This window comes from Stenomitos frigidus ULC18 (assembly GCF_003003795.1).
GTDB lineage: Bacteria > Cyanobacteriota > Cyanobacteriia > Leptolyngbyales > Leptolyngbyaceae > Stenomitos > Stenomitos frigidus_A.
Window position 1 is genome coordinate 16,781 of record NZ_PVWK01000110.1, and the last position, 26,616, is coordinate 43,396.

Annotated in this window: 34 protein-coding genes; 29 read left to right on the top strand and 5 right to left on the bottom strand. The window is 48.1% G+C overall.

Going from position 1 to position 26,616, the window contains the following annotated elements; genetic code table 11:
• Positions 1-16: 16 nt before the first annotated feature.
• Both feoB and C7B82_RS20285 read right to left on the bottom strand, forming a co-directional pair.
• Positions 17-1,810 carry a ferrous iron transport protein B gene (feoB, locus tag C7B82_RS20280; protein ID WP_106258091.1) on the bottom strand — a complete coding sequence of 598 codons (1,794 nt, stop codon included), beginning with the start codon at positions 1,808-1,810 and terminating at the stop codon, positions 17-19.
• Positions 1,807-2,061 (bottom strand): FeoA family protein, encoded by a 255-nt coding sequence (locus tag C7B82_RS20285; protein ID WP_106258092.1) that lies wholly within the window; start codon positions 2,059-2,061, stop codon positions 1,807-1,809. The genes feoB and C7B82_RS20285 overlap by 4 nt, the downstream gene beginning before the upstream one ends.
• Positions 2,062-2,651: 590 nt before the next feature.
• On the opposite strand from C7B82_RS20285, the gene C7B82_RS20290 reads away from it, so the two are divergent.
• The 29 genes from C7B82_RS20290 to C7B82_RS34370 all read left to right on the top strand — a co-directional run bounded on the left by C7B82_RS20290 (position 2,652) and on the right by C7B82_RS34370 (position 25,449).
• A complete protein-coding gene (locus tag C7B82_RS20290) occupies positions 2,652-3,188 on the top strand; it encodes a general stress protein (RefSeq protein WP_106258137.1) in 537 nt (178 codons plus the stop codon).
• Positions 3,189-3,422: 234 nt separating this feature from the next.
• Positions 3,423-3,776: a DUF5335 family protein gene (locus tag C7B82_RS20295; protein WP_106258094.1), complete on the top strand. Its 354-nt coding sequence runs from the start codon at positions 3,423-3,425 to the stop codon at positions 3,774-3,776.
• 151 nt (positions 3,777-3,927) lie between these two features.
• Positions 3,928-4,578: a hypothetical protein gene (locus C7B82_RS20300; protein WP_146141214.1), complete on the top strand. Its 651-nt coding sequence runs from the start codon at positions 3,928-3,930 to the stop codon at positions 4,576-4,578.
• Between the two features lie 159 nt (positions 4,579-4,737).
• Positions 4,738-5,154, top strand: a complete 417-nt coding sequence (locus C7B82_RS20305; protein WP_106258097.1) for a YggT family protein — start codon at positions 4,738-4,740, stop codon at positions 5,152-5,154.
• A 125-nt stretch (positions 5,155-5,279) separates the two neighbouring features.
• Complete coding sequence (locus C7B82_RS20310) at positions 5,280-5,705, top strand: hypothetical protein (protein WP_106258098.1); 426 nt, start codon at positions 5,280-5,282, stop codon at positions 5,703-5,705.
• 162 nt (positions 5,706-5,867) lie between these two features.
• Entirely contained in the window at positions 5,868-6,422 is a 555-nt protein-coding gene (locus C7B82_RS20315) for an HdeD family acid-resistance protein (protein ID WP_106258138.1), read from the top strand.
• A gap of 140 nt (positions 6,423-6,562) precedes the next feature.
• On the top strand, positions 6,563-7,675 hold the full coding sequence (locus C7B82_RS20320; protein ID WP_245940014.1) for a ferrochelatase: 1,113 nt from the start codon (positions 6,563-6,565) through the stop codon (positions 7,673-7,675).
• Positions 7,665-8,408, top strand: coding sequence for a ZIP family metal transporter (locus C7B82_RS20325; RefSeq protein ID WP_219904610.1), 744 nt, complete (start codon positions 7,665-7,667; stop codon positions 8,406-8,408). Before C7B82_RS20320 ends, C7B82_RS20325 begins: the two co-directional genes overlap by 11 nt.
• A gap of 197 nt (positions 8,409-8,605) precedes the next feature.
• Positions 8,606-9,052, top strand: coding sequence for a YybH family protein (locus C7B82_RS20330; protein ID WP_106258102.1), 447 nt, complete (start codon positions 8,606-8,608; stop codon positions 9,050-9,052).
• 97 nt (positions 9,053-9,149) lie between these two features.
• Entirely contained in the window at positions 9,150-9,653 is a 504-nt protein-coding gene (locus C7B82_RS20335) for a DUF1579 family protein (RefSeq protein ID WP_106258103.1), read from the top strand.
• 263 nt (positions 9,654-9,916) lie between these two features.
• The gene (locus C7B82_RS20340; protein WP_106258105.1) at positions 9,917-10,486 is read left to right on the top strand and encodes a dihydrofolate reductase family protein; all 570 of its coding nucleotides are present in this window, start codon (positions 9,917-9,919) and stop codon (positions 10,484-10,486) included.
• Positions 10,487-10,655: 169 nt separating this feature from the next.
• A complete protein-coding gene (locus C7B82_RS20345; RefSeq protein WP_106258107.1) occupies positions 10,656-11,003 on the top strand; it encodes a GFA family protein in 348 nt (115 codons plus the stop codon).
• A gap of 35 nt (positions 11,004-11,038) precedes the next feature.
• Positions 11,039-11,212 carry a hypothetical protein gene (locus tag C7B82_RS32545; RefSeq protein ID WP_181357585.1) on the top strand — a complete coding sequence of 58 codons (174 nt, stop codon included), beginning with the start codon at positions 11,039-11,041 and terminating at the stop codon, positions 11,210-11,212.
• Positions 11,213-11,518, top strand: a complete 306-nt coding sequence (locus tag C7B82_RS20350; protein ID WP_106258108.1) for a hypothetical protein — start codon at positions 11,213-11,215, stop codon at positions 11,516-11,518.
• 99 nt (positions 11,519-11,617) lie between these two features.
• The gene (locus C7B82_RS20355) at positions 11,618-12,022 is read left to right on the top strand and encodes a GFA family protein (RefSeq protein ID WP_106258110.1); all 405 of its coding nucleotides are present in this window, start codon (positions 11,618-11,620) and stop codon (positions 12,020-12,022) included.
• A 64-nt stretch (positions 12,023-12,086) separates the two neighbouring features.
• Entirely contained in the window at positions 12,087-12,389 is a 303-nt protein-coding gene (locus C7B82_RS20360; RefSeq protein ID WP_219904611.1) for an antibiotic biosynthesis monooxygenase, read from the top strand.
• 20 nt (positions 12,390-12,409) lie between these two features.
• Positions 12,410-12,541: an NAD(P)H-dependent oxidoreductase gene (locus C7B82_RS20365; protein WP_245940015.1), complete on the top strand. Its 132-nt coding sequence runs from the start codon at positions 12,410-12,412 to the stop codon at positions 12,539-12,541.
• A gap of 190 nt (positions 12,542-12,731) precedes the next feature.
• Complete coding sequence (locus tag C7B82_RS20375) at positions 12,732-13,847, top strand: Acg family FMN-binding oxidoreductase (protein WP_106258112.1); 1,116 nt, start codon at positions 12,732-12,734, stop codon at positions 13,845-13,847.
• Between the two features lie 12 nt (positions 13,848-13,859).
• On the top strand, positions 13,860-15,272 hold the full coding sequence (locus C7B82_RS20380; RefSeq protein WP_106258114.1) for an alpha/beta fold hydrolase: 1,413 nt from the start codon (positions 13,860-13,862) through the stop codon (positions 15,270-15,272).
• On the top strand, positions 15,265-16,098 hold the full coding sequence (locus C7B82_RS20385) for a CPBP family intramembrane glutamic endopeptidase (RefSeq protein ID WP_106258115.1): 834 nt from the start codon (positions 15,265-15,267) through the stop codon (positions 16,096-16,098). Before C7B82_RS20380 ends, C7B82_RS20385 begins: the two co-directional genes overlap by 8 nt.
• Before the next feature lie 11 nt (positions 16,099-16,109).
• Positions 16,110-17,264 (top strand): serine hydrolase domain-containing protein, encoded by a 1,155-nt coding sequence (locus tag C7B82_RS20390; protein ID WP_106258117.1) that lies wholly within the window; start codon positions 16,110-16,112, stop codon positions 17,262-17,264.
• 125 nt (positions 17,265-17,389) lie between these two features.
• Entirely contained in the window at positions 17,390-18,217 is an 828-nt protein-coding gene (locus C7B82_RS20395) for a type II CAAX endopeptidase family protein (RefSeq protein WP_106258119.1), read from the top strand.
• Positions 18,214-19,779: a phytoene desaturase family protein gene (locus C7B82_RS20400; RefSeq protein ID WP_106258121.1), complete on the top strand. Its 1,566-nt coding sequence runs from the start codon at positions 18,214-18,216 to the stop codon at positions 19,777-19,779. Before C7B82_RS20395 ends, C7B82_RS20400 begins: the two co-directional genes overlap by 4 nt.
• Before the next feature lie 15 nt (positions 19,780-19,794).
• Complete coding sequence (locus C7B82_RS20405) at positions 19,795-20,133, top strand: hypothetical protein (RefSeq protein ID WP_106258123.1); 339 nt, start codon at positions 19,795-19,797, stop codon at positions 20,131-20,133.
• 18 nt (positions 20,134-20,151) lie between these two features.
• Entirely contained in the window at positions 20,152-21,021 is an 870-nt protein-coding gene (locus C7B82_RS20410; protein WP_106258125.1) for a DUF6920 family protein, read from the top strand.
• A gap of 391 nt (positions 21,022-21,412) precedes the next feature.
• Positions 21,413-24,058 carry a cation-translocating P-type ATPase gene (locus C7B82_RS20415; protein ID WP_106258143.1) on the top strand — a complete coding sequence of 882 codons (2,646 nt, stop codon included), beginning with the start codon at positions 21,413-21,415 and terminating at the stop codon, positions 24,056-24,058.
• A gap of 13 nt (positions 24,059-24,071) precedes the next feature.
• Positions 24,072-25,016, top strand: coding sequence for a DnaJ C-terminal domain-containing protein (locus tag C7B82_RS20420; RefSeq protein ID WP_106258127.1), 945 nt, complete (start codon positions 24,072-24,074; stop codon positions 25,014-25,016).
• A complete protein-coding gene (locus C7B82_RS20425) occupies positions 25,013-25,321 on the top strand; it encodes a chaperone modulator CbpM (protein ID WP_106258129.1) in 309 nt (102 codons plus the stop codon). The genes C7B82_RS20420 and C7B82_RS20425 overlap by 4 nt, the downstream gene beginning before the upstream one ends.
• On the top strand, positions 25,321-25,449 hold the full coding sequence (locus C7B82_RS34370) for a hypothetical protein (RefSeq protein ID WP_281259020.1): 129 nt from the start codon (positions 25,321-25,323) through the stop codon (positions 25,447-25,449). Before C7B82_RS20425 ends, C7B82_RS34370 begins: the two co-directional genes overlap by 1 nt.
• Before the next feature lie 73 nt (positions 25,450-25,522).
• Here the strand turns inward: C7B82_RS34370 and C7B82_RS20430 are convergent, their stop codons facing one another.
• Genes C7B82_RS20430 through C7B82_RS33280 form a run of 3 tightly spaced genes read right to left on the bottom strand, consistent with a single transcriptional unit; the run spans position 25,523 to position 26,412 of the window.
• Entirely contained in the window at positions 25,523-25,840 is a 318-nt protein-coding gene (locus C7B82_RS20430; protein ID WP_106258130.1) for an RNA-binding protein, read from the bottom strand.
• Between the two features lie 5 nt (positions 25,841-25,845).
• A complete protein-coding gene (locus C7B82_RS20435; protein ID WP_106258132.1) occupies positions 25,846-26,208 on the bottom strand; it encodes a hypothetical protein in 363 nt (120 codons plus the stop codon).
• A 51-nt stretch (positions 26,209-26,259) separates the two neighbouring features.
• A complete protein-coding gene (locus C7B82_RS33280; protein ID WP_219904612.1) occupies positions 26,260-26,412 on the bottom strand; it encodes a hypothetical protein in 153 nt (50 codons plus the stop codon).
• Between the last annotated feature and the right edge of the window lie 204 nt (positions 26,413-26,616).

A 26,616-nucleotide genomic window follows, 5' to 3' on the forward strand; every position in this document is an offset into this window, starting at 1 on the left:
GTTTAACGATTCATCCTTAAAACCCCAGCAGCCGCGCACCCTGGTAGAAAACAAAACTCACAAGCCAGGCAAGACTGAGCGACCACCCAACAGACAACAGCGTAAATTTAAGGCTTTTGGACTCGCTTTTGAGTACGGCAACGGTGGAGAGGCAGGGCACATACAGCAGCGTGAATAGCATGAAACTATAGGCCTGTACCCAATCAATTTGTTGCGCGATCGCGCCTGCTAACTCTCCGCCGCTGGCTTTGCCGTAAATCACTGCCAGCCCGCCTAACACAATCTCCTTAGCAATAAAGCCAAAAAACAAGGCGACGGTTAGCTGTGGATTGATGCCGAGCGGCGCGAACAAGGGCTGTAGTGCCTGCCCAACCATGCCCGACAGCGTTTGAGCACTGGCCGGGGGGACATTCGTTGGCAAATTATTTAACAGCCAGATGGCAATGACACCAAAAATGATGAAGCGCCGCGACCAGAACCAGAAATGCTTCACCTCGCACCAGGCGCGTGTCAGCATTTGTCGCAGCGTCGGAAACCGATAGGGCGGCAGTTCCAGCACCAGGGGTTCCTGGCTGGGAAATTTGCCTTTGAAGAGCACCGCTGTGAGGAATGCCGCTGCAAAACTCAGGAGATACAGGCTGAAAATGACGGTGGATGACTGATTAGCGGCAAACAGTGCCGTAGACATAAACAGAAAAACGTTCAACCGGGCTGAACACAGGGAAAACGGAATGATCAGCATCGACAACATTCGTAGTCCGGGCGATCGCATCACTCGCGTCCCCAAGATCGCTGGTACGTTGCAGCCAAACCCCATCAATGCCATCACAAAGGAGCGTCCATCTAACCCCAGACGTTCCATCAGGGCATCCATCAAAAAAGCCGCTCGTGAGAGATAACCACTGTCCTCCACGATCGCCATACACAGAAAAAAGAGGAAGATGACGGGGAGGAACGCCGCCACCGTGCCAATACCGCCATACAGCCCATCGATCAGAAAGCCTTTGATAAAGACGGGCAACGAGGCGAGTAACGGTTCAAGGGCGTTCCCCTTGAACCACTCCAGCCCATCACCCAACCACGCTTGCAGCGGTGTACCCAGCGCGTAGATTGCCTGGAAGATGAGGTACATGATCCCAAAGAAGAGCGGCAATCCCAAGACTGGATGCAGCAAAAGCCGATCCAAACGACTTGTCCACTCGTCCGACAATCTCAAGGGCATTTGGACGGCACCGTTGAGAATTGCCGCCTGGTCATCCACCAGTTGTTGATCGTCTAGCAAGCGTGCTTCAAGCCCTTCCACTGGCACTAAGGCATGGTGCTGCTGGAGCGCTTCCGTAATCGCCGCGATCGCCGCTTCATACCCCATCCCATACTTCGCACTGATGGGCAGCACCGGAATGCCCAGACGCTCTGCCAGTAAGTCGGGCTGCACTTTCACACCAAACCGCTCCGCCTCATCAGCCATATTGAGCAGCAGCACAGCAGGCAATCCCAATTGCTTTACCTGGAGGGGCAAAATCAGTTGTCGATCGATCTGAGTGGCATTGAGAATCATCAGAACCAAATCGAGCGGTGCCTTCTCCAGGAAACGTCGCACCACTGCTTCATCTTCCGAAAAGCCGCGCAAGTCATAAATGCCGGGTAAATCAATGACTTCAACTAACTCATCACCTAATTTCACTTCGGCCATCATCAGATCAACCGTAATCCCTGGCCAATTGCCAATATGAGCCTGGGAGCCAGTCAGACGGTTAAAAAAGGTCGATTTACCAGTGTTGGGCATACCCAGAACGGCAAGCTGTCTCATGCCACTGCTCCAACGGCAGTGATGGCAGTGACAGCAATCTGGCGAGCATCACAGCGACGCAACATCACTTCAGTCATGCCCACCCGCACATGGAGCGGACCGTTCATCCACCCTCGCCGCAGCACCTGGATGTCTTGACCGCAGCGCAATCCCAGCGCACAGAAGCGGTGTTGCAGTCCAGCATCGATCTGCAATGCCAGTATCGTCGCAGACTGACCTGGCTTGAGATCGGCAAGGTAAGTGGTAGGCATCGGATCGTTCAAAGCAAGTTCACTATATTGCCAGTCATTCTCAATTGTACGTTATTTCAATCTGGCTCAATCAACTTACGAGTTGAACCAATGCTTAAACCTCGGAGGGTTTAACCAAGCATTGAACCTGATGGTCAACCTTGGCGCTTAAACCTCCGAGATTTTGGCAAGGTTTTGGTGAGGTTTTGGCAAGATGCATCAGTGATGAGTGGCGATCGCGTCAAAGCTATTACTCACCGACGTGATCGAGACAGAAATCACATAGACCCTAGAGGCAGGAGCACAAGCACCTGTTGAAGTGTGGTCAAAGAAATGTATGACATCGTGTGTGAGTTGTATAAGTTTCACTAAAACATTCAAAAGGGAGAGAGGATCTTGGGCGGATTCTGTCAGCATGCGATCGAGGCTGCAAACACTCAAGCTGAGATTGAAGCGAAGTCCGACGAATCGGAAATGACGCTACACGCTCAATGTCTCGGCTCAGGAAAAGCATCTGAGTGAAATCGGATTGCCGAGGTATGGAAAAACCAGGCGCAAGACCCAACAACTTAACCATCGTGCAGAGCAATTGCACACAAGGACACAAACTCATGGCATATCCACATACACTGATTGGTCAGTTCCCCTCCCACACAGAAGCAGAAAGAGTGGTCTTGGAGCTACAAAAAGAAGGCTTCGATCTACAAAAGCTCTCGATCATTGGCAAAGACTATCAGACTGCTGAACAGGTGCGTGGCTTTCTTACGTGGAAAGATACAGCCCAGGCGGGAGCCGCAGCCGGTGGCTATTGGGGTAGCTTCGTCGGTGGTCTGTTTGGCATTTTAGCGGGGGCTGGCGTGCTCTTCATTCCCGGTATGGCTCCGCTCATCATTGCCGGTCCCATCACAGGCGTGCTGGCGGGTTGGTTAGAAGGCACGCTGGTGGGTGGTGCTGGTGTGGCGGCGGTCGGCGGACTGGCAGGGGCCCTGGCAGGGTTAGGCATCCCAGAACACGAGGTACTGAAGTACGAGACGCAAATTCAAGCTGGTGAGTTCATGCTGCTGGTGACGGGCAGTGAGGCGGATATCAGTCAGGCAAAGCGGATGCTCGACAGAATCAGTCATGAAGTGAGCCTGTCGGTGGTCTAAAGCCTTGAGCAAACACATCAGGCAAATCATCAGGCTTACATATCGAACGCAAACCGTCACATGTGCGGCAAATGATTGCGCTTGATTCGCTGCTTTCAGTCATGAGGAAGCCGAGCAGGTGTCTACTCAGTCAAGGTATTGAGGCAAGCTTCTCTTTTATGCCCCCTTTATACTCAGTGCTTATTTTCTTGCTCGGTGCTCGGTTGCTTCTTCTAGTTTTTCATAAGGAATCGTATGGTCAGCAAAATTGACATTAGCAAAACTGTGCCCCGAGATCGCTGGGGTGAATTTTTTGATCAATTCTCGGACGGTAATCGTGGACGACACATTGCGATCGAAACCATCAGTGCCGAACTGGGTGATGAAACACTGATTCAGAATGCGCCCTTGCTGGCAATCGTTTACGATCGCCCTGGCAAAGGGAATGCTCTGGTGATTGAAGTGGGTAAGGATGAAGTGACGTACGCCCACACGATCGATGCACCCACTGAAGTGTTAACGGGACAAAACGCCGTTGGTCAGATCGTCGCACTTTGGATCACGGATGCTGCCGGAACGAAAACGTTGATCAAGCTGGAAGCCAGTTGAGTGACAGCAACAGGCTTGTGGAAACAGAGCACTAGAGCCATACATGAGGCATTATTTTCCAAACCTGGACACACAACAGAATACATTTGGTGAAGGAGCTAGTAATGTCTAAACCACCGCCTGAAAGCCAACGGCAGCTTTTCCCCATCTCTTGAGCCGGAGCAAAAGCTGGACGTTATGGGAAGCGTGGGTGGCAGCAACTGCGATCGCAGAACTAGTCGGTTTAGTTGTGGTGCTCATTGTCAGTACAACAATGCATCTGCGGGGCACCCCTGAACTCGTCGCCGTTTTGCATACCGTGGGTTTGTTACAAGGGATTGTCCTCGGCTTCGCTCAATGGCTCGTGCTGCGCCGTTACATTAAACACGTTGGCAAATGGATTGCGATGACAGCGATCGCTGTTGCGATCGCTTGGCTCGTTGGCATCAAAGCCATTGCTCTGCTTTCATTTTTCCTTGTGCTTGATCATACAGGTACCGTTGAGATGAAAACCCTGGCTCTTGCCAGAGGCGTATTTCTCATGGGAGCCTGGGTTGGCAGCGTTTTAGGGTTGGCTCAATGGCTAGTGCTGAGAGAGCATATCCGTCGGGCGGGCTGGTGGGTGTTTGCCAATGCGATCGCGTGGGCTTGCGGTCTGCTCGTTGCTTTTGCCGGCACCACCTTCATGACATTCGATCGCTTCGACCTTGCCACCGCCTTGGCGGGTGCTGCTACTGGATTGGCAGCGGGGGCAGTTGTTGGCGGCATTACAGGGATTGCGCTGCTCTGGCTTCTAAGACCCCGTTTGAAACGGCAGGCTTAAACCTTACGTTTTGTATTGTAGTTAATCAATTCAAACCGGAAATAGAACAACGATTCCTTACGCTAAGACCAGGAGCAGAGTGTTCACTCGGCTCAGGTACTGAGTTTCCAAATTCAACCAATCCATCAAAAACAACAATCAAAAAGCAATGGTTTCAGTATGAATCGCGATCAGAATGATGATACCAACCTTGAGCGCCGACAAGACCTTCATCGTGATGAAGAGGCATTCCGACTGCATCAAGGGGAGGAACGTCTGAGCACTGCCCGACGCAATACGACCTTAATCTGGATCATGAATAGCCTTTATTGGCTAGCAGGACTGTTGGAAATATTGCTTGTGATGAGATTTTTGCTGCGGTTGTTTGGTGCCAATCCCCAAAATGGCTTTGCTCGTCTGATTAACGATCTCTCTGCCCCTTTTATTGCGCCCTTCTCTACCTTGTTCATTAGTCCGGCTTCAGCAGGTGGTGCAAATATCTTTGATGTCAACGTTGTGATTGCGATCGTTGCCTACGCGCTCTTGAGCTATCTTGCTGTTTCGCTCATCAGGCTCATTTTTGCTCGCAAAGCCTAAAGTTCTAGAACGCTTGTTATAAGGCGAATCCATCCAGAGGCAAGATGCGGTTCAAGATGCTCTCCATTAAAGATGCGATTAACCATCGACGCGCCCGAAACACTTAACTTACTAGAGGAATCACCATGAGTACTGCAATTGACAATTTTACTAAAAAGCTTCACGACAATCTAGAAGCGATTGAAGACCGGGCAAAAGCGTTGAGAATAAGCATTCGATCGACACCCAAAAAAACTCAAGCTGAAATCCAGGCAAAACTGGATGAAGCAAAAACAAATCTGGACGCGAAGAAACAACAATTTGATGAGTATCGAGCAACGCTCAAAACTCAATTTGAGGCAAAAGAATCTGAGGTGAAAGCAAATGTAGAGGAATGGAAAGCCAGTCGCGCAGTCAAGAAGCTTGAACATCGAGCTGATCAAGCTGAAGGCTATGCCGATACCGCCACCTTCCTGGCGATGGTGACGATGGAAGAAGCCGAAGAAGCAACCCTGTCAGCGATCGCCGCCAGACTGGATGCTGACACGGCTGCGGACACCACAAAGAAGTAAGTCATGCTGATGGCTGTCGCCGTTTAGGTTGGGATCGAGTATCTTCTGAAAGCCTTGCCCCAAAAAGTTTTCAGGAATACCTGTACTCAATCAATCCGGTAAGCGCTATCAATGATGCTTCAGAAAATTCAGCATCGCTATTCAAAAGAAAGAGAAAGCAATATGAGAGTGATTGAATCTGAAACGGATGTGCAAGTTGTTGGTTCTGGATGGCTAACCCCGATCGCTGTACTCATGATTGTATTGGGCATCGCGGCGATCGTCTTCCCCTTCATTGCCACCGTTGCGTCAACGATAGTGTTTGGCTGGATCTTCATGTTTGCTGGCATCGCTCAAATGGTTTATGCCTGGCAATCAAAAGGGGCGGGTCAAGTTGCCTGGAAGCTGATTCTCGGTGCCTTATATCTCTTGGCTGGCATTGTCGTCGTGGCAAGACCGCTCGAAGGGGTGCTTGCTTTCACGCTGGTGTTGGGCTTTACCATTTTTGTGCAAGGCATCATTCAAGTATCGATCGCGTTTCAAATGCGTCGGACTTCACCAAACTGGTGCTGGATGCTAGTAAGCGGACTTGTTGGTATTATTTTCGGTATTTTCGTATGGTCGAGCTTTCCCTTTAGTGCCGCTTGGCTGATTGGCACGTTGATTGGAGTCAATCTCTTGTTCGATGGTGCCTGGATGCTGACTCTACATTCAGGACAGCGAAGCGTTTTACAGTAGATCTCCAGCGCCAATCGATATAAAATAACAAGTCTGAGTTAGTGTTCAGTGATTCGCTATTGCAATACTACGCGAACGAGGCATAGGGGAAATGGCAATGAGAAAACAGCACCGTCGTCCTTCAAGTAAGGAAACACATGATGAGTCATTCAGTGCAAGCCATGCAGCCGATCACATCACATGATGGCGATTGCGAAGCGCTGCAAGCCGATCGCGTTGCCGTGTTGCTAGTCGGGTATGGCGAAGTGCAATCCTATCGGGATCTGAGTCGTTACAACCAGGCTGCAACAAAGTACATTGCGGCTCAGTTTGTGCCCATTCCAGAGTGGCTCTATCCTCTTGCGGGTTGGCTGCTTACACTCCAAGATTTGTACGATTTTGGGATCAAGCACGATCATTTCATGTCGCCCGAAAATGAGATCTTTGAAAAACAGCGTCTTGGTATTGAGACGCTATTACAAAACCAATGGGAAAAGCGGGCGCAAGTGTTCAAAGGATTTTACTTTTGTAAACCCTTTGTGCAAGATGTTGTCACAGACATCATTCAACAAGGTTTCCAGAGTTTACTCATTTATCCATTGCTCGTGGTGGATTCTGCCTTCACCAGCAAAATCGCGGTAGAGCAAGTCAATGAAGTGATTGCCACCACCACTCAGAGTGAACTTCGATCGTCTCCCTTCAGGTCAATACGCTATATTCCAGGCTTCGCAACGGAGCCTACCTACATTGATTTGCTCGTGCGTCAGATGCAGGAAAGACTGCATCAGCCATCCGTAAAGCAATTCTTTGCATCGCAGATTGGCATTGTTTTAACCGTTCATGGTGGACCCGCCAAAGCGAACGGACTCTTAACCGGAGTGATTGATGGACAAGCTCTGTACGATCGCGTCCAAGCGCAGTTGCAGCAGAAATATCCACTCGTCTCGATCGGTTGGATCAATCATGATATGCCGTTCACTCAATGGTCGCAGCCCGATCTCAAACAAGCGGCGAAGAACCTGATCAAAGCGGGTGCCCAAACCATTCTATTTAAACCACTCGGCTGGGCGACGGAGAATTTTGAAACCATCCTTGATGTGGAAGATGCAATCAAAGCCTTGCAGCGCCAGTATCCCACGGTGACTTACACAAGGCTCGATTGTGTTAATGATGATCCTGATTTTCTCAAAATAGCCGCAGAGTGGGCGAATCCTCAGATTGAAGCCATGCTATCCGTACCGCAAAAGGAGCGTGCTCAAACCAATGAAGCCTGAGATGCAGGTCTTTTTCTTTGCGATCACACTGTCGGCATTGCCCGTTGTCAGCAATTTCATGGGAGCTATGCTGGCAGAAGCTTTACCGCTATCAAAACGAACGTTAGGACTGGCACTGCACGCGGTGGCTGGCGTGTTGCTGGCGATCGTTGCGACCGAATTAATTCCTAACGTCATGATCGCGAAACCTGCTTGGGCAACCATCCTGGCGTTGTTTTTGGGTGGCGCTTTCTTTGTCTGGGTGAATCAACTGCTCAACGTCAGCAGGAACCGCTTACATGGCGTTGATCACAATACCGTGAGTTGGGTGATCTTTCTGAGCATGGCGATCGACTTATTTGGCGATGGACTCATGATTGGCACGAGTCTAACAATCTCGCCTCATTTAGGGGTCATGCTGGCATCAGCGAGAGTTGTGGCTCACATTCCAGAAGGATTTGTGACCAACGCAGAGTTTAAGAGTCAAAAGATGCCCCGAACAGAGCGATTTTTGTTACTGATTGCATTCATAATTCCGGTTTGGTTGGGCGCGACGCTGGGCTATTGGGGATTGCGCGGACAAGCCGATCTGCCCAAGCTCATTGTGCTGGCTTTTACAACAGGGACTTTGCTCGTGGCGATCGTGGAAGAAATTATTCCTGAAGCGCATCAAACTCAAGATACGAACTGGTCTATGTTGACGTTTATCGGGAGTTTTGCGCTTTCAATGCTGTTCTCGTCTTATCTCGAATAGTTGAGTAACCTTTAGAAGTTCCTCCACCAAGGGAATAGCCGTAGATCATTGGTGACTTAATTGATTCAGTTTTCCTCTCTGAAATACAGAATATGACATTTATTCAAAGAAACTAAAAATGAGAAACTTTGACCATGATTCAGGGAAATACCTACAGATAGACAGAACAGAATAACCACTCAATAAAGGAAACTGATATGACAACTGAAAATAGTAGATCAAATGATAAAGCCCAAATTTACACGATCATCGAGGAGCGAGTCGGAGCAGTCCGTGACAAGGATATCAACGCGCTTTTGTCTAACCACGCGCCAGATATTCTATCGTTCGATGTGATCAATCCACTGCAACATGTTGGAGCAGATATGGTTAGAGAACGCGCTGAGAAGTGGTTTTCTTCGTTCCAAAGCTCGATCGGCTATGAGGTTCGAGACCTGAGCATCACGACCGGCGAAACGGTGGCTTTCTGTCATTACCTCTATCGTGTAAGCGGAACACTGATAGACGGAGGGAACGTCGAAATGTGGGTGCGGGCGACTGTTTGCTTGGGCAAGGTTGATGACAAGTGGACGATCGTGCATGAGCATCAATCAGTGCCTTTCGACTCAGAGACAGGCAAAGCGTCGCTTAATCTTGAGCCGTAGCGCAAATAAAATGTCGAGCAGCTGCGATCGCTTAACAGATGCGGCGATCTCAGCACACTCAATCAAAGCATCTACATAAATCAAAAGGAAAGCTAAAATGCCACAAAAAACAATCGAAACTAAAAACCAGTCTCCAGAGCCGCCCACACCCAGTAACGAACACAAGCAATTGGGCGTATGGGTCGGTAAGTGGAGTACCGAAGGACAGTCTTATGCAGAAGGAAATTCTAATGAGAACTTGCAAGTCTCATCTGTCAAAATGACATCAGTGGAGACCTTCGAGTTGCTGTTGGACGGATTTTTTCTTGTTCACCGATGGGATGGGCGTGTTGGTGGCGCAGAGTTTAAGGGTATGGAAGTCATTGGCTATGATGCTTCGAGCCAAACATACTGTTCGCGCTTTTTCGACAATGCAGGGAATACCCCGACATACCAAGTGACTGTCTGCGAAAATGTTTGGACGTATATCGGAGAATTACAACGCGCCACATTTGAATTTAGTGATGACGGCAATACGATGACGACTCATTGGGATTGGAAAAAAACCGACAGCGAGAATTGGTTGCCCTTGTGTGATTTGAAGGTGACTAAGGTCAAGTAGGAAGTATGGGTCACTCGCTTTTTTGATCGGCTGCGATCGGCAGTCATCTATAGCTGAACTTCTTCGCATAATACATAAATGGGCGGCTATCGCTCAACGGATGCGGCGATCGCAGCACACTTACAGCCCTTCCCTAGAATAGCCAGTACGGTTCAATTGACTTTAGATTCTTGAAGAACTGGTTTGCCAAATGCTGTCGTTGTACTTAGTAATAAAGGGAAGGGCTGTAATCAAAACATTCACTTAAACCTAGGAGAATTGAAATGAGAAAATTAAAATTGCAAATGAACATAACCGTTGACAGTTTTGTGGCAAGACCAAATGGTGAATTGGACTGGATGAAGTTGGAAGATTGGGACGATGAGGTGAATAACTGCGTAAACGAATTAATTGATTCATCTGACATTATCGTAATGGGCAGAAAAATGACCGATGAATTCGTCAACTACTGGATAAAAGCAGTGGAAAATCCTGAAAGCTCTGAATATGAGTTCGCCAAAAAAATGGTTGATACCCCAAAAGTTGTTTTTACAAAAACACTCGACGAATCTCCTTGGGCAAATACGGTGCTGGCAAAAGGCGATATTGGAGAAGAAGTGAATCGCCTCAAAAATCAGACAGGTAAAGATATTCTCGTCTATGGCGGCGCGGACTTTGTGTCGTCTTTGATTAAGGAAAATCTGATTGACGAATACAATTTTTTCATCATCCCAACGGCGATCGGTCGTGGAATGACGTTATTCGGCAAATTGGAAGATAAAAGTTTGAGTTTGAAACTAAACCGTTCGCAATCCTACAACTGCGGGATTGTGTTCAACACATATCTGAAATAGTTGATAGACGGCGATCGCCATAACGATTCCCTCGACTCGCTCTGGAATATGCTCGATCTCACTTCCGAAAGACGCTCAGATTTTTATCCTCAGTTGAGTTTTACACGTCCGCAAAAATTAGCCTAGTAACGCATCGGAAACAAGCATTTTTTAATTAAGGAGAAAGCACATGAAATATAAAGGAAGCTGTCATTGTGGCAAGGTTGCCTTTGAAGTCGAAGGTGAAGTCACCGAAGCAATGTCCTGCAACTGTTCAATCTGCTCACGCAAAGGTTCGCTTCTCTGGTTCGTTCCACGGGACAAGCTGCGTTTACTCACGCCAGAGCAGGATGCAAGCACGTATCTATTCAACAAGCACGTTATCAAGCATCGGTTCTGTTCAAACTGCGGCATCCATCCCTATGGGGAAGGCAGCGATCCAAGCGGCAATGCAATGGCTGCGGTCAATATCCGATGCCTTGAAGACTTCGATCTGTCGTCCGTTCCCGTAAAACAGTTCGATGGACGCTCTGCTTGAATCAAATGCCGTAATCAAAAAATCGGAGATAGAAAATGACACAAAAAACAATCAAAACGAAAACCAAATCGCTGGAAACCGACACGCAATCTAAAGAGTTATCCACACCAAACCCTTCGTTGAAGAGTTTAGAAAGATTGGTTGGTAAATGGAAAGCAACCGATCCGAGTGGTTCAGAAGCAATAGACGGAGCGACGACATTCGAGTGAATGGAAGGCGGCAATTTCCTTTTGCAGTACGTTGATTTTGGCGATTCTAAAGGGATCGAAATTATCGGATTTGATGAGGAAAGCAAGTCTCTGAAATCCCACTACTTCGATGGTTCGGGCAAGATTCTCGAATATACATACGAATTACACGATGACACGCTAACGGTTTCAATTAATATGCCGCGCGCCAAGGGACAGTTTATCGCCAAGTTTAGCGACAACGGCAACACATACACGGGAAGCTGGAACTGGACAGAAGATGGAGTGAAAAAGGGTTACGACGCGATAATGACCAAGATTAAATAAACGGACAAAATGTTGCTCGTTAAACTTGATGTTGCCTGTTGGCGATCGTTTAACAGATGCGGCGATCGCAACCCAACTAACCAAAATGGAAATTAACTTATGAACAAGACATACAAAGGTAGCTGCCACTGTGGCAAAGTTGTTTTTGAAGCGGACATCGATCTGAGTGAAGGCACAGGTAAATGCAATTGTTCAATCTGTACCAAGACCAGATCGTGGGGGGCAATTGTGAAACCGAATGCTTTTCGTCTTCTTGCTGGAGAATCTGAGCTAACCGACTATCAATTTGGGACAAAAAGCATTCACAAACTCTTCTGTAAACATTGTGGTGTGCGATCGTTTGAGCGGGGATATTTAGAGGTTATTGGTGGTGACTACATTGGTGTCAATCTAGCGTGCCTCGATAACGTCAGTCCAGAAGAACTAATCAACGCACCGATAAAATATTCAGATGGCCGCAACGACACCTGGCAATCAACCCCAGCCGAAACTAGGCATTTATGAACGACCTTTTTCCATCATCAGGAGAAATAAGATACCAACAATTGCCAAAAACAAGCGTTTCACCGTGCTTGTCGAATGGGGAGTCGATTCACAGTACCAGCAAGAATTGATTGATGCAATTTGCGATCTGATCGAACAACACATCAAGAGCGATATTGGGTTCGTTTCAGCAAGTTTCCATGCGAGTGAGGACGGGCGGCGGGTGATTAACTACGGTCAATGGCACTCAAAAGAAGACTGGAGTAAATTTCGGTCATCTGGCAATGACGAAGCTACAGCGGCGATCGCTGCGGTAATTAGTCGCTGTGGTGCCAAAACACTGAAAGTCGAGACCTTTCGCGTTGATCGAGTAATTGAGAATATATGAACACCGAAAAGGAGAAATGCATGACTGCTGCTAAAATTCTTGCCTTTGCCGGGAGTGCCTGCAAAGATTCCTTTAATAAAAAGCTAGTGAAAATTGCGATCGCAGGAGCCAAAGCTGAAGGTGCAGAAGTCAGCTTATCAGGCATTCGATGAGAACGACAATTTGAAAGATGAATTACAACAGGCAGCGATCGCGCAACTAGGCAGTAGGCTCGCAACCATGCCTGCCAAATTGAATGCCTAACTCATCATCGTGATACTCAGAATCCGGATTTTCCAGAGATTAGGAGTGAGATCAAATGCTTCAGTAGACAACAACTCACCCTTTCAACCTAAACGTATTATGAAAAGAAAAAAATTTATCGGCATTGCGGTTGGGACGACTATTGCAACTGGGGCAACAGCGTATTTATTAAGCGATAAAAGTAATCTTTCAAGGGCGGATATTAAACCGATCGATAACAACAACGCAATTCTCAAGCCCGACGAAAAAGAGATTTTGGTTCTCGCCTCGCTTGCGCCGAGCGGTCACAATACGCAGCCGTGGTTTGTCCAATATCTCGAACCTTATCACTGGATCATCGGCAACGACAAAACAAAGTGGCTCCCTGCGGTTGATCCGACTCAGAGAGAAACGATGTTATCGATCGGTGCTTTTATGCAAAACCTGGAATATGCTGCGGGTGCGTTTGGCTACGTCTGCGATTGGAATTTACTCGCTACAACCAATCAAGACGATCGGGTGATGGAAGTCAAACTGATCAAGGAAAAGTCGAAAAATGCTTTCGATACTGCAAAGATTAAAGCCCGCCGGACGGTTCGTTCTGGTTTCTTAAGTGATGTGCTGAAACCAGAAGATGTCAAATATTTGGTCAATGCAGAACTGGAATTTATTCACTATCTGCCTGCTACTAGCAAAGAGAGTCAATTTATCAACGAACAAACGATCGAAGCCAACCGACTGCAAGCCGATCGCGATCCGGCACAGCAAGAATTAGCCGACTGGATCAGATTCTCCAGCAAGGATGCTGATCAATATCGGGATGGACTGACCACAGGAAGTATGGAAATAGAAGGGACTTCCGGCTGGGTAGTGCGGAATTTTTACGGCAAAAATGATGTGATGAAACCTGATTTCAGGTCGCGCGGTATTGATCAGATCAAAAAGGAAGTGTCGGCATCAGCAGGCTGGATTCTGATTACCAGCCAGGGCAATTCGGTGGCGATGCTGCTGGAAACTGGTAAACGAATGCAACGGCTTTTCCTAAAAGTGCGAGAAAAGGGCATCGCCATTCATCCAATGACGCAGATATTGGAAGAAACTTCTACGCAGCGAATGCTGAATCAATCCATTGGGATCAGCGAAAACATTCAATTTATCTTGCGTACAGGTTATGTGAAAAACTATCCGCCGCCAGTGTCACTACGCCGCCCCGTTGATTGGTTTATACGGAAATGATGCGGAATTATCATGAGCAACATCATTCATAAACACAAGCTAAATCGGCTATCCAAGCTGCCAATTATAAAGACGATTCTCCAGAGAGTCTACGCCAGCACATTGCTGCGAATTCTAGTGTTCATCTTGATTGTTCTAACAATGCTGCCTGTCGCATTGCTGCCCATTAGCACCACCATTCCCGCTGCTATCCTAATTCTATTTGTAATGTCAGAGGCTGCCCTGTGGGTGGCGGTGTTTCGGCTTGGCTTTACCGTGCGTGTCGTTCTTGCCGAGCTTGCAGGGTTTATGACGATCGCCCTCCTCGCCATTTTCGCCTCGCAACTCTTCGCGTCCACCCCTCCTATTCTCGATGCAAACGGCAAACCCATGCCCAACAGCATTGCTGTATTGGAAAAAGTGAAGCTCGGCGGTGCTGAAGAATGGATCACGATTCGCGGCAAGGATTCGCGCAATCCAGTGCTGCTCTTTCTAGCGGGCGGTCCCGGTGGTAGCTACCTCGTACTTGAGCAGCGCGCCCTCGCTGGGTTGGAAGATCACTTTGTTGTCGTCAACTGGGATCAACCAGGAGCAGGAAAATCCTTCGATGCGATCGACCATGCCAAATTGACCCCCGATCGCTACATCACCGATGCCCACGAATTGGTCTTGCACCTGCGCCAACGCTTTGGCAAAGAAAAAGTCTATCTGTCAGGACAGTCGTGGGGCAGTGCCTTGGGCATTATGGTGGTACAACGTTACCCAGACTTGTTTCATGCGTTTATTGGTACGGGTCAGGAGGTGGCGTTTCTAGAGAACGAGCTGATCAAGTATGATTTGGCGCTGCGTTTGGCACAGGAACGCGGAGACATGCAGCAAGTGGCAAAACTCAAGCAGCAAGGCCCGCCGCCCTATTACGGCAACGATGTCATGCCCAAGATGCTGAACTACCTCAATGATCTGAATAGGTATAGGAATGATCAACAGAATCTTGCGATCGCCAAACCGAAGTTCAACATAGTGTTTGAACATATTACAAGCTCAGAGTATGGATTGGTCGACAAGGTGAATTTATTTTTATCCCGAGGAGAACTGGAAACGGTAGGCGTTGTCTTTCCACAATTGTGGGATGTGGATTTTCGCAAGCAAGCAACGCGCCTCAAAGTGCCCGTCTACTTTCTGATGGGTCGCCACGATGGCACCACATCGCCGAAGCTGACCGAAGAGTATTTTAATCTCCTGACTGCGCCACATAAAGAATTGATTTGGTTTGAACATTCAGGTCATGGTCTTTGGATGAATGAGTCAGCCAAATTCATGGATGTGATGGTGAATAAGGTTCTGGCTCAGGGCATCATTTCCAAGGCTGACACATATAGCCCTTCTGTCTTAAGCAATACTTTCAAGACACGAAAAGAAACTTCATTTAGCAACCATTATGAATAAAAGCAAACCAGAAAATCGCTCACCATTAAAATTCTTTCTAATAGTTTTCGGTCTTTCGATTCCGTTGTGGATTATTGATTTAATGATTCATGCAAAACGTACATCGTTATTGAATTTTTCTATAATTGATATTATAACTGCTTTCATACCATTAATTGCGGGATGTATTCTTATTTATAAAGAGGAAGGTAAAAGTAGTGTCTATAAATTGTTTAAACGAATTTTCGATTATTCAAGAATCACAAAAAAGATATGGTATGTGCCGATTATTTTTCTGCCGTTTCTAATGTATTTGTTGATATATACGGTAATCCGCGTTTTAGGATTATCTCTTCCAAATGAATTTCACATTTCTTTTCTTTCTATTCCTGTGCTTTTTTGTTTGTTTTTTCTCGGAGGTGTGGCTGAAGAAAGCGGCTATATGGGTTATGCGGTTGAGCCGATGCAAGAACGGTTTGGAGCATTAGCGGCAAGTATTCTGATCGGAATTCCATGGGCAGTTTGGCATTATCCGTCAATCATTCAACAGGGACACAATCTAACTTGGATAGCTTGGGCGACTCTCGGTACAGTTGCTGTCAGAGTTTTGATTGTTTGGATTTACAACAATACTGGCAAAAGTTTATTTGCTTGCATCCTATTTCATACTTTGATGAATTTAGGAAGACCCTTATTTCCAAGGGATGGAATACACAATCCGTTGGTTGACTATCCTGATATTCACTATTCAATCATTGCGATCGCTGCTGTTATTGTCATCTTTCTGTGGGGATCAAAAACATTAGCTCGATATAGATATTCACAAGGCTCTCAACAAGTTAATTAAGATGATTTTTCATGAATAAACTAAAACTTTCTGGTCTATTACTCTTTCTTACTAGTTCAATTGCTTTAATGGGCATCATCACTGCCCAAGCACTGCCAACCTCATCAGCGACGGCCGCCAGTCCACTAACGCAGATACCTCAGATTGAAACCACCACCTCGTCTTTCCCCTCAGATCAGCACATCATTTTCAAAGCTGACACATACCTGAGCAAGCTGACCAAAGCGAGACTCTTTAGCGGGTCAGTGTTGATTGCGCGAAACGGCGAAGTTGTTCTTAGTAAGGGGTATGGCGAGGCAGACCGCGAAAAGCATCTAGTGAACACGGCACAAACGAAATTTCGGATCGCCTCACTGACGAAGCAGTTCACAGCAATGGCGATCCTGATCTTGCAAACCCAGGGCAAGCTCAATGTTCGCGATCGCATCTGCACGTATTTTTCAAACTGTCCGACCTCATGGCAGGCAATTACGATTCATCAACTCTTGACCCATACCTCTGGCATCCCAGATTTCGTCGGCTTCCCAGATTACTTAACCACCCAAGGATTACCGTCGTCTCCCACCCAAACGATCGCCCGGTTCAAAGACAAACCGTTAGACTTCCAGCCGGGGAAAAAGTTTAGCTACAGCAACTCCGGTTATATCGTGCTCGGTGCCATCATTGAGCGGGCATCTAGCGCGACCTATGAAGCGTTCCTCAGAGAGAATATTTTTGTCCCGTTACAGATGGTCAATTCGGGCTACGACCACAATAAGGGCGATCTCGCTGTTGGCTATCGTGATCAGACAAACGTGGCTGAGTTCATTGATATGTCTATTCCCTACGCCGCTGGCGGATTGTACTCCACCGTGGAAGATCTCTACCGTTGGGATCAGGCGTTATACACCGACAAACTGATCCCGAAAAACTTGCGAGACATGATGTTTACTCCTTTTGTCCCGATGCCTGACAATGGTGGACCCGGCTATGGCTATGGTTGGGGTATCGGCAAGGAAGGTAATCACCTATTGGTCTTTCATGAAGGGGTGACTAACGGCTTTCATAGTGTTATTGCCCGCTACCTCAACGACAAGACCGTCATCATCATCTTGGGCAATCGGCAAGACATGGATCTGTTTGAAATGCGTACACAGATCGCCAAGATAGTCTTTGGAGAGAAGTAAGCCAGACTCGTAGAAGTGATGCACGAACAACCAAAAAAACAAATCAAATATGCTTCTTCTGTGTTGGGTAAAGCATTTAAAAATATCCCTTTCAAAGACGCTGAACTCAGCCAGGTTTACTTGTAATGAAAAAATATCCCGTTGTTTGGTTCTATATCTTAGCTTTTGGCATCTCATGGATTGGCTTGATTCCAGTAGTCCTCGGTTCGCGTGGTATTGCTCCATTTGATCATCCCTACTTCCAGTTACTTGGCATCCTATTTTCTATTGGTCCCACCCTTGCGGCTGTGATTATGTCCCAGGTGATGCAAGGTAAGACAGGGGTTCAGAATCTGCTCAAGGGTTTGCTTAAGTGGCGGGTTGGGTTGGTCTGGTATCTAGTCGCAGTGCTGGGTCCCATTGTTATATTCATGGCGGGGCAAGTCCTTACAAAATTAATGGGCTTGACCGTAGAACTCGCAGAGATTCCAAGTAATCCATTGCTCTTTATGATTGCTCTTTCCGTGATGATTCTCTCCAACACGGGCGAAGAAATTGGCTGGCGGGGGTTTGCGCTCCCACACTTGCAAAAAAGATATGATGCCCTATCTGCCAACCTGATTGTGGGACTGTTGTGGAGTTTGTGGCATTTACCGCTTGTCTTTATGACGAACAACGCCATGGCGCAGTCGCCTTTACTTTGGTTGATTAGCATCGTTGCAAGTGCTTTCATTTATACCTGGCTTTATAACAGTACCCAAGGCAGTATTCTGCTGGTGGCACTGTTACATGTTTCGGAAAACCTATTTGGAGCGTTTATAACTGGGGTATCCCCTATGGCCTATGCTCTCTTGAATTGTGTGGTGTCGATCGTCCTAATTGCTGTATTGGGAAAAGTGAATCTCTCTCGCCGAGAAAGGGTTCGTGCGGATCAAAACGAGGTACAGCAAAAATGCATGAAATCTTCAGTATGAAACGTAATTGCAGTGACACGATTATCATCATTGGGGCAGGGATTTCTGGGCTGGCAGCAGGTTGCTATGCTCAGATGAATGGTTATCGATCGCAGATCTTTGAAATGCACGATCGACCAGGTGGACTGTGTACGGCATGGCGACGACAGGGATTTATTGTTGATGGTTGTATTCACTATTTGTTTGGCTCTGGGCGGGGACAACCTTTCTATCGGCTTTGGGAAGAACTTGGCGTTGTGCCGCAGCAACAATTTGTCCATCACGATGAATTGCTACGAGTAAGCGAACCGCATGGTAAAACCTTAATTGTCTATAGTCATCCTGATCGGCTGGAGCAGCATTTAAAAGAACTATCACCCGTCGTTGGCGTAGCCTCTCTGCGAAGGCAGACGTTTCACGAACGGAACGAGGATCGGCGGTTAATTAGCGAATTCTGCGCGGGGATTCGCAAGTTTACTCATTTCGATCTATCCCTACTTCAGCAGCAGCCCAAAGCATTAATGAGTCTGGGAGACTGGGGACGCCTAGTGGGAAAAATGTTGCCGTTTGTATGCCCAATGTCGCGGTGGGGAAACCTCTCGGCAGCAGAGTTTGCCGATCGCTTCCAAGATCCATTCCTTCGTCGTGCAATTCCTCAGATGTTTGGCTGGGAAAGCATTCCAGTGATGGTAGGCATGTCTCTACTGGCGTATATGCATACTAAAAATGCTGGATTTCCGCTGGGGGGATCGCTGCAATTTGCTCAAACAATCGCTGACCGCTATCTGGCATTAGGAGGTGAAATCCACTATGAATCACAAGTAGAAAAGATTTTAATTGAGAAGCATCGAGCGAATGGTGTGCGACTATATGACAACGAAGAATACTTTGCCGATCGAATTATTTCAGCCTGTGACGGGCATAATACGCTCTTTGGGTTGCTAGATCGGCAATATGTCCCTCGCGAGATGCAGCGTTACTATGATGGACACTTACCCATTCATTCCCAACTACAGGTATCACTAGGAGTCAATCGAGATCTATCCTCTAAACCGCATTGGACGACGCATCTGCTGAATGAACCTGTAGTCATTGCGGGGGAAGAACGGTATGAGATTGGAGTCAAGCACTATTGCTTTGATCCCTCGTTAGCACCACCAGGAAAATCGGTTCTAGTCGTGATGTTGACGACTAATTATGAATATTGGCAACGTATTTATGGTCGTTCGAGCTACGATGCGGAGGAACTTCAAGAATCGCAAATTCTCATCGATCTTCTAGACAACTTTTATCCTGGTATTAAGACTGATATTGAATTTGTCGATGTAGCGACTCCCTTGAGCTACGAGCGTTACACTGGAAACTGGAAAGGATCGACCTGTGGCTGGCTACTGACGAAGCAAACCCTCCCACTCTCGATAAAAGGATTGCCGAAAACATTACCTAAACTGCGGGATTTCTATGCGATCGGTCAGTGGGTCGAACCCGGTGGTAGTGTGCCAGTGGTGGCAATGTCAGGACGCAATATTATTCAGCAAATCTGTCGGGAAGACAAGCAGCCTTTTCGGACAATTACACCTTAACAATAGAGAGGTGATGTGGAAAGTAACATCAAATTGATGCTGATTAAAGTCGTTCATACTTTGATCTGGATCTTCTTCAATGGTGTGATTTTCTATATGCTGTATGCTGTGATCGCCCATAAACTCGATCGCTGGCTCTGGATCGGGTATGGCTTTGTCTGCCTGGAAGGGCTGATCCTCCTCACGTTCAAATCCCACTGCCCCTTAAATCTGCTTGCCCGAAAATACACAAATTCCACAAAGGCCAATTTTGATATTTATCTTCCCAGTTGGTTAGCCAAATACACGAAATTAATCTACACCACTATTTTCGCGATCATTATCATCATCACCCTCTATCAAATTCTGCATTAACAAACAGAGATCAATATTATGTGGCTTCAATGGATTGCAATCATTGGTGTTTTAATCGTAGTCAGCTTTGGAATTGCTGCCCTTTATGGTCGTGATCGCTGGCAGTCGCATACGGCTCAGTTACGCACCCAATTAACCAATGGACAGCAACCCATTGAGCCAAAGATCTACGACCCCAAAGAGCTTGAAGGCTTGCCAACTCCCGTACAGCGCTTCTTTCGGACGGTACTTACAGAGGGACAGCCGATCGTCGCTGCGGTCAAACTCTCACAGCAAGGACAGTTCAATCTGAGTGAAACGGAAGCCAAGTGGAATCCGTTTACCGCCACACAAGTTGTGACCACTCAACGTCCCGGTTTTGATTGGGATGCCCGCATCCAGATGGCACCGGGACTGAATACATTTGTCCATGATGCCTATATATCAGGAGAAGGCATGTTACATGCAGCCTTATTCGGTCTTGTCACCGTTGCCAAGATGCGCGGTACGCCTGAATTGAACCAGGGTGAATTATTGCGTTTCTTTGCTGAGGCAGCATGGTATCCCACGGCGCTCTTACCCAGTCAGGGCGTGCGCTGGGACGCGATTTCCCAAAGGGAAGGCTACGCCAACGATGAAACCTCTGCTCGCGCCACTCTGACCGATGCTGCCATCACTGTCTCTGCTGTATTCCAGTTTAATGATGAAGGCGCGATCGCGACGTTTCAGGCTGAGCGCTATCGTGACAAACTAACTGCGATGCCCTGGAGGGGTCGATTCTGGGACTATGCAGTACGCAATGGCATGCTAATTCCCTTAGAAGGTGAAGTGGGATGGGAGTATCCAGACGGCATACGGCTCTATTTCAAAGGAACGTTTACAGAGCTTAACTATGAGTTTGCATCGTAAGGAAAGATCAGAAAACAAATTACCCGTTATTGGTTCGTCTCACGTCGGGACGCAAGTCTTTGTGTTCCTCTAGCTACGGTGTACACACAAGTACTCGAATCTAGCTAAACCGCTACCGAACCGCCCCCTAGCCCCCAATGCTGGGGGAACCGAACCCGTTCCAAGTCCCCCAGTATTGGGGGATTTAGGGGCGAAGAGGACTCAAACGAAGTCAGTTTAGACCTGTGTGTGTACGGTAGGTTCCTCTAGAGGAAAACTCCACCACTACAGAGTTGTTCAAAGCAGAGTTGTTCAAAGCAGAGAGCGATCGCTCTCACAACTTCCTCAAATTTGACCTTTAACATCAAGTTGGCTTGATCTGCGTTTAATGTTTCACAAGGAAAACGAGCTGATGGTTTCTCCGAGCAATCTCGATACAGTGAGTGGCTTATCCGAGCAAGACGCACTCACTCGGCTCAAGCGTGACGGCTTCAATGAACTCCAGTCGGCTCGATCGCGCAGTCTTTTGGCGATCGCCTGGGGCATTGTTCAAGATCCGATTTTTCTCTTATTAGTGGGCGGTGGAGTCATCTATTGGGTTTTAGGTGACCTCCAGGAAGCGTTGATTTTGCTGGGTTTTGTCGTCTTCATTATGGGGATTGGACTGTACCAGGAAGGCAAGACTGAACACGCTCTGGAAGCCTTGCGCGATCTGTCCAGTCCTCGTGCCCTGGTGATTCGGGATGGAGAGCGCCAACGGATTGCAGGGCGAGACGTCGTGCGGGACGATATCTTAGTGCTCGCAGAGGGCGATCGCGTGCCTGCGGATGCCATCATTCTGTCTTGCTCAAACCTTTCTACCGATGAGTCGTTATTAACCGGGGAATCGCTACCCGTTCGCAAAGTTGCCGCTGTGATTGACTCTGGGGAGAAGGTGCAAATGGCGCGTCCGGGAGGAGACGCATTGCCCTTTGTGTATTCCGGGACGTTAGTGGTGCAGGGACAGGGTATGGCTCAAGTCCGTGCGATCGGCGCTCAGACGGAGATGGGCAAGATTGGCAAGGCGTTGCAAACCGTGAAGCCAGAAGCGACTCCCTTGCAACGAGAAATGAATCAGTTGGTGAGTCGCTTGTTTGGCATTGCGTTAGCACTCTGTGTGGCGATCGTGGTGATGTATGGACTCACGCGAGGCGATTGGCTTAAAGGTGTGCTGGCTGGCATTACCTTAGCGATGGCAATTTTGCCCAATGAATTTCCGGTTGTTGTCACCATTTTCTTAGCGTTGGGGGCGTGGCGCATTTCGCAGCATCATGTCCTGGCGCGTCGTGCCTCGGCTGTGGAAACTCTGGGTGCTGCCACCGTTCTATGTGTGGATAAAACCGGGACGCTGACGCTGAATCAAATGGCTGTGCAACAGCTATGCCCTCCTGATACAGAAAAGACTCAGCCGTACGATTTGGCATTGCATGAACGAGAAGCGCTCCCCGAAGCGGTGCATGAATTAGTTGAATTTTGTCTACTCGCCAGTCAACGTGATCCATTCGACCCAATGGAAAAAGCGTTTAAGCAATTGGGCAATCGCTATCTTGCCCATACCGAACATTTGCACAACGATTGGATGTTATTGCGAGAATATCCACTCTCACCGCATCTCTTGGCAATGTCCCACGTGTGGCAATCCGCTGATGGCAAGCAATATGCCATTGCTGCCAAAGGCGCACCCGAAGCGATCGCCGATCTCTGCCATTTCACACCCCAGCAGCAAACCAGCCTGGCCACACAAGTGAGCGCTATGGCAGCACAAGGCTTGCGGGTGTTAGGCGTTGCCAAAGCCTCGTTGGATGCACCACCACCTTTTTTGCCACCCCATCCAGCGCTCAATCCAGCGCATTTACCCGATCAACAGCATGACTTTCCCTTTCAATTTCTCGGCCTGGTGGGGCTGTCTGATCCCGTACGACCCACGGTGGCGGCAGCGATTCAAGAATGCTATACCGCTGGGATTCGAGTCGTCATGATTACGGGTGATTATCCCGGTACGGCTCAAGCGATCGCACGTCAGATCGGCTTGTTACAAATGGGAGCCATCATGACCGGAGCCGAATTGGATGAAATGAGTGACGCTGAACTTCAGCAGCGGATTCAAAGTACGAATATCTTTGCGCGAGCCGTTCCCGAACAAAAATTGCGGTTGGTACAGGCTTTAAAAGCCCAGGGTGAAGTCGTTGCCATGACGGGCGATGGCGTGAACGATGCGCCTGCTCTCAAAGCGGCTCAAATTGGCATTGCGATGGGTCAGCGAGGGACGGATGTTGCCCGTGAGTCGGCGGCGCTAGTGCTTTTGGATGATGATTTTTCATCGATCGTGCAAGCCGTGAAACTCGGACGACGCATTTTTGACAATCTCCGCAAAGCGATGTCCTACCTGCTAGCGATTCACATTCCGATCGCGGGAATGTCTTTAATTCCAGTCTTATTTAAGTTACCGTTAGTGTTGCTGCCTGTACACGTTGCCTTTCTCCATTTGATTATTGATCCGGCGTGCTCGATCGTGTTGGAAGCTGAACCCGCCGAAGCACTGGTCATGCAGCGTCCGCCCCGAAACGCCAAAGAACCCTTATTTGGCAGGAAAACGCTGGGTTTGGCCGTCTTACAGGGGAGCGGCATTTTGGCGATCGTCCTTGCTATTTTTGTGGTGAGTCTATATCGCGGACAAGGCGAACTGGATGCCCGTGCGCTCACCTTTACCACATTGATTTTGGTCAATTTAGGACTTATTTTGAGCGAAAGCTCATCATCCCGTCTCAACCTCAACATATTGAAATCCCCCAATGCGGCACTCTGGTGGGTGCTTGGGGGTGGACTCGTCTTTCTTGCACTGGTACTTTACATGCCATTCTTACGCCAATTGTTTAGCTTTTCGTTTCTCCATCCGATCGACCTGGCGTTTTGTTTGGGGGGTGGGGCGATCGGTCTGCTGTGGTTTGAACTGTTAAAAGGACTCAATCGACCGAAACACGCGAAAGCCAATGTAGGACAGGCGATCAAACATCTATAGTTGAGAGTTCGTGATGCCCACTGCAACAGACTTCAAAGACTACTATGCCGTCCTCGGAGTCAGCAAAACCGCCACTCCCGAAGAAATCAAACGAGCGTACCGCAAGCTGGCTCGCAAACATCATCCTGACCTCAATCCTGGAGACGAAGACGCAGAAGCAAAATTCAAAGACCTGAACGCCGCGAATGAAGTACTCTCTGATCCCGAAACGCGACATAAGTATGACCAATTTGGTCAACATTGGAACCATCCCGGTTACAGTGAAGCGCCAGCACCCACAGGCACCAATGCCGGGACTCAAGGCTTCGATCAGTATGAAGACTTTGATGCGTTTATCAATGATCTGCTGGGTGGCATCAACGGTCGATCGCGCCACCGCACCCGCACCACTGGAACCGATGGTTTTCGCTCGCAGGCTCCTGCACCCGACACCGAAGCCGCGATCGCGCTCTCCTTTTCCGAAGCGTTCCACGGTGTGCAAAAGCGCTTGCAGTGGGATGATGAAACCATCAACGTTCGTATTCCCGCAGGCGCTAAACCGGGCAGTCGCATTCGCCTGAAAGGGAAAGGCCGCCCCAGCCCGTTTTCGCAACAACGCGGTGATTTGTATCTCACGATCGAGGTGTTGCTCCATGCCTTCTGGCGTTTTGAGGGTGACAACCTTGTTTGCGAGGTGCCCATTCGCCCCGATGAAGCGGTTTTGGGGGCTGAAATTAGTGTGCCAACTCCCGATGGTAGCGTGACGATGAAAGTGCCCAAAGGGACACGATCGGGTCAAGCGCTCAGACTGCGCGGCAAAGGCTGGACGCTGCCCAAAGGGGGACGCGGCGACTTATTAGCCAAACTTCAAATTGTGACACCGCAGGACTTGAGCGCGATCGAGCAAGAATGCTACGCCAAAATTCAGGCAAATGCGAGTTTCAATCCGCGTGCCCCCTTAGAGGAGATGAAATTATGACCTTTAGCCTTGCAAAAACTGTGGTTTCAACCGACGGTGAACCACTCTACACCTTTGAAGCGGCTGCCATCCTCACCGAGACTTCGCTGACGGTAGTCGAGGTTTATGTTGAATTAGGCGTGATTGAAGCGATCGACTCAATGCTCCACGCCCGCGAACTCACTCGCATTGCCCAGATTCAGCGGTTGCGGCAAGATTTGGGGCTGAATTTAGTCGGAGCCGCTATGGTGCTCGATATGGCTCAGGAAATTGCCCAATTACGGGCACAGCTTAGTGTTTATCAGTCTCATCGATCGGACGCATGATGAAAGATCTGAACCAATTGGAACGTCTGACGCTTGATCAAGCGCATAGTGAAGTGTCGCAGCAGTGGGAAGCTTGGCTAGAAATGCTGGTGCTAGCACTAACGATTAAGTTGAGCCGCCACCATTAGTCTTTTGTTCTCACAGATAATCTTGATACGGCGGCTTCAACGATTTGTAGCTGGCTCCGCGCAGAGAGTCGTTCTAACTTGCTAAAACAGGAATCTTTAAGGGAACGAGAGCTTTATGCAGCACACTGGGCTTTGCACTTAAATAGACTTCGCGACAATTACTATCGTTATATCCGACGATAACCGCGCCTACTGTTGTGCCGATCTCTGGATACATTTCCTCACTCATTTCTCCCTCATCTAAAAAGTCAGGGATTTTGATCAACCCTTTGACTAAGGATTCATCCATGTTTAAGAAAACTCCGAAGGGCGCATGAAATTCAACTTCGCCCTGGACAAACTGACCTAACCGATACTTTGATTTGATCTGCGCCCAACTTGTACTATCCATTCCGCTCACCGTGGCTTGAGGACTCGTGGAAATTGGTTGAGGACGGGAAACAAGCTCTGAGGCACAACCACCTCAACCCGATCACAATTGTCCTTTTCATCATAGCGATATTCAAGTGGTTTGAAATCTCGGTCGTAGGTTGCCTGATCAATCGACACCTCAAGAATGCCTTCTTGATAGCTTTGGTTGAACTCCTCGGCAATACTTCTGTTATTGGGACCCGCAAAATAGCAGCTTCCATCCAGATAAGGAGGATTGTAGGGAAAATCAAGGGCTTGAAATCCTTCCTCCAGTAGCTTTTGACCTTTACCCTTTTTGGGTGCTTTGTAAATTGTGACAAATTGATTGGGGGGTAAGCCTTGTGTCATTTTCCCTAATTTACTTGCCCTTAGAGGGAATTCTGTAGGGACTTTGGTTGTTTAAGCTTTGCACAGTCTCGATCCCTGGATTTCTTTCAAGAGCCACACACAGCCAGCATTGGCCCAACTGAGGTGGATTGGTTGCTCGATCATGTCTTCCAGTTTGTCCGCTGGAATGGGCACCAACGGTGCTCGCTTCTGAGGTTTCTCCATGCTGTAAAAGCACCTTAATCACTACACCCTCCTGTAGCGCCAGCGTCAACAATCACCATTGGACATTTCCTCTGTGGCGACGAGTTCGTAGCGTTTCTGAAGTCCGTAAGCCTCTGTAATGAACGTAAGGAGATTTCTGGCAAAGAATTTACCCAAGCTTCTAGAATATTCTTATGTTCTTGCAAAAAGTAAGGCACAAGCGTT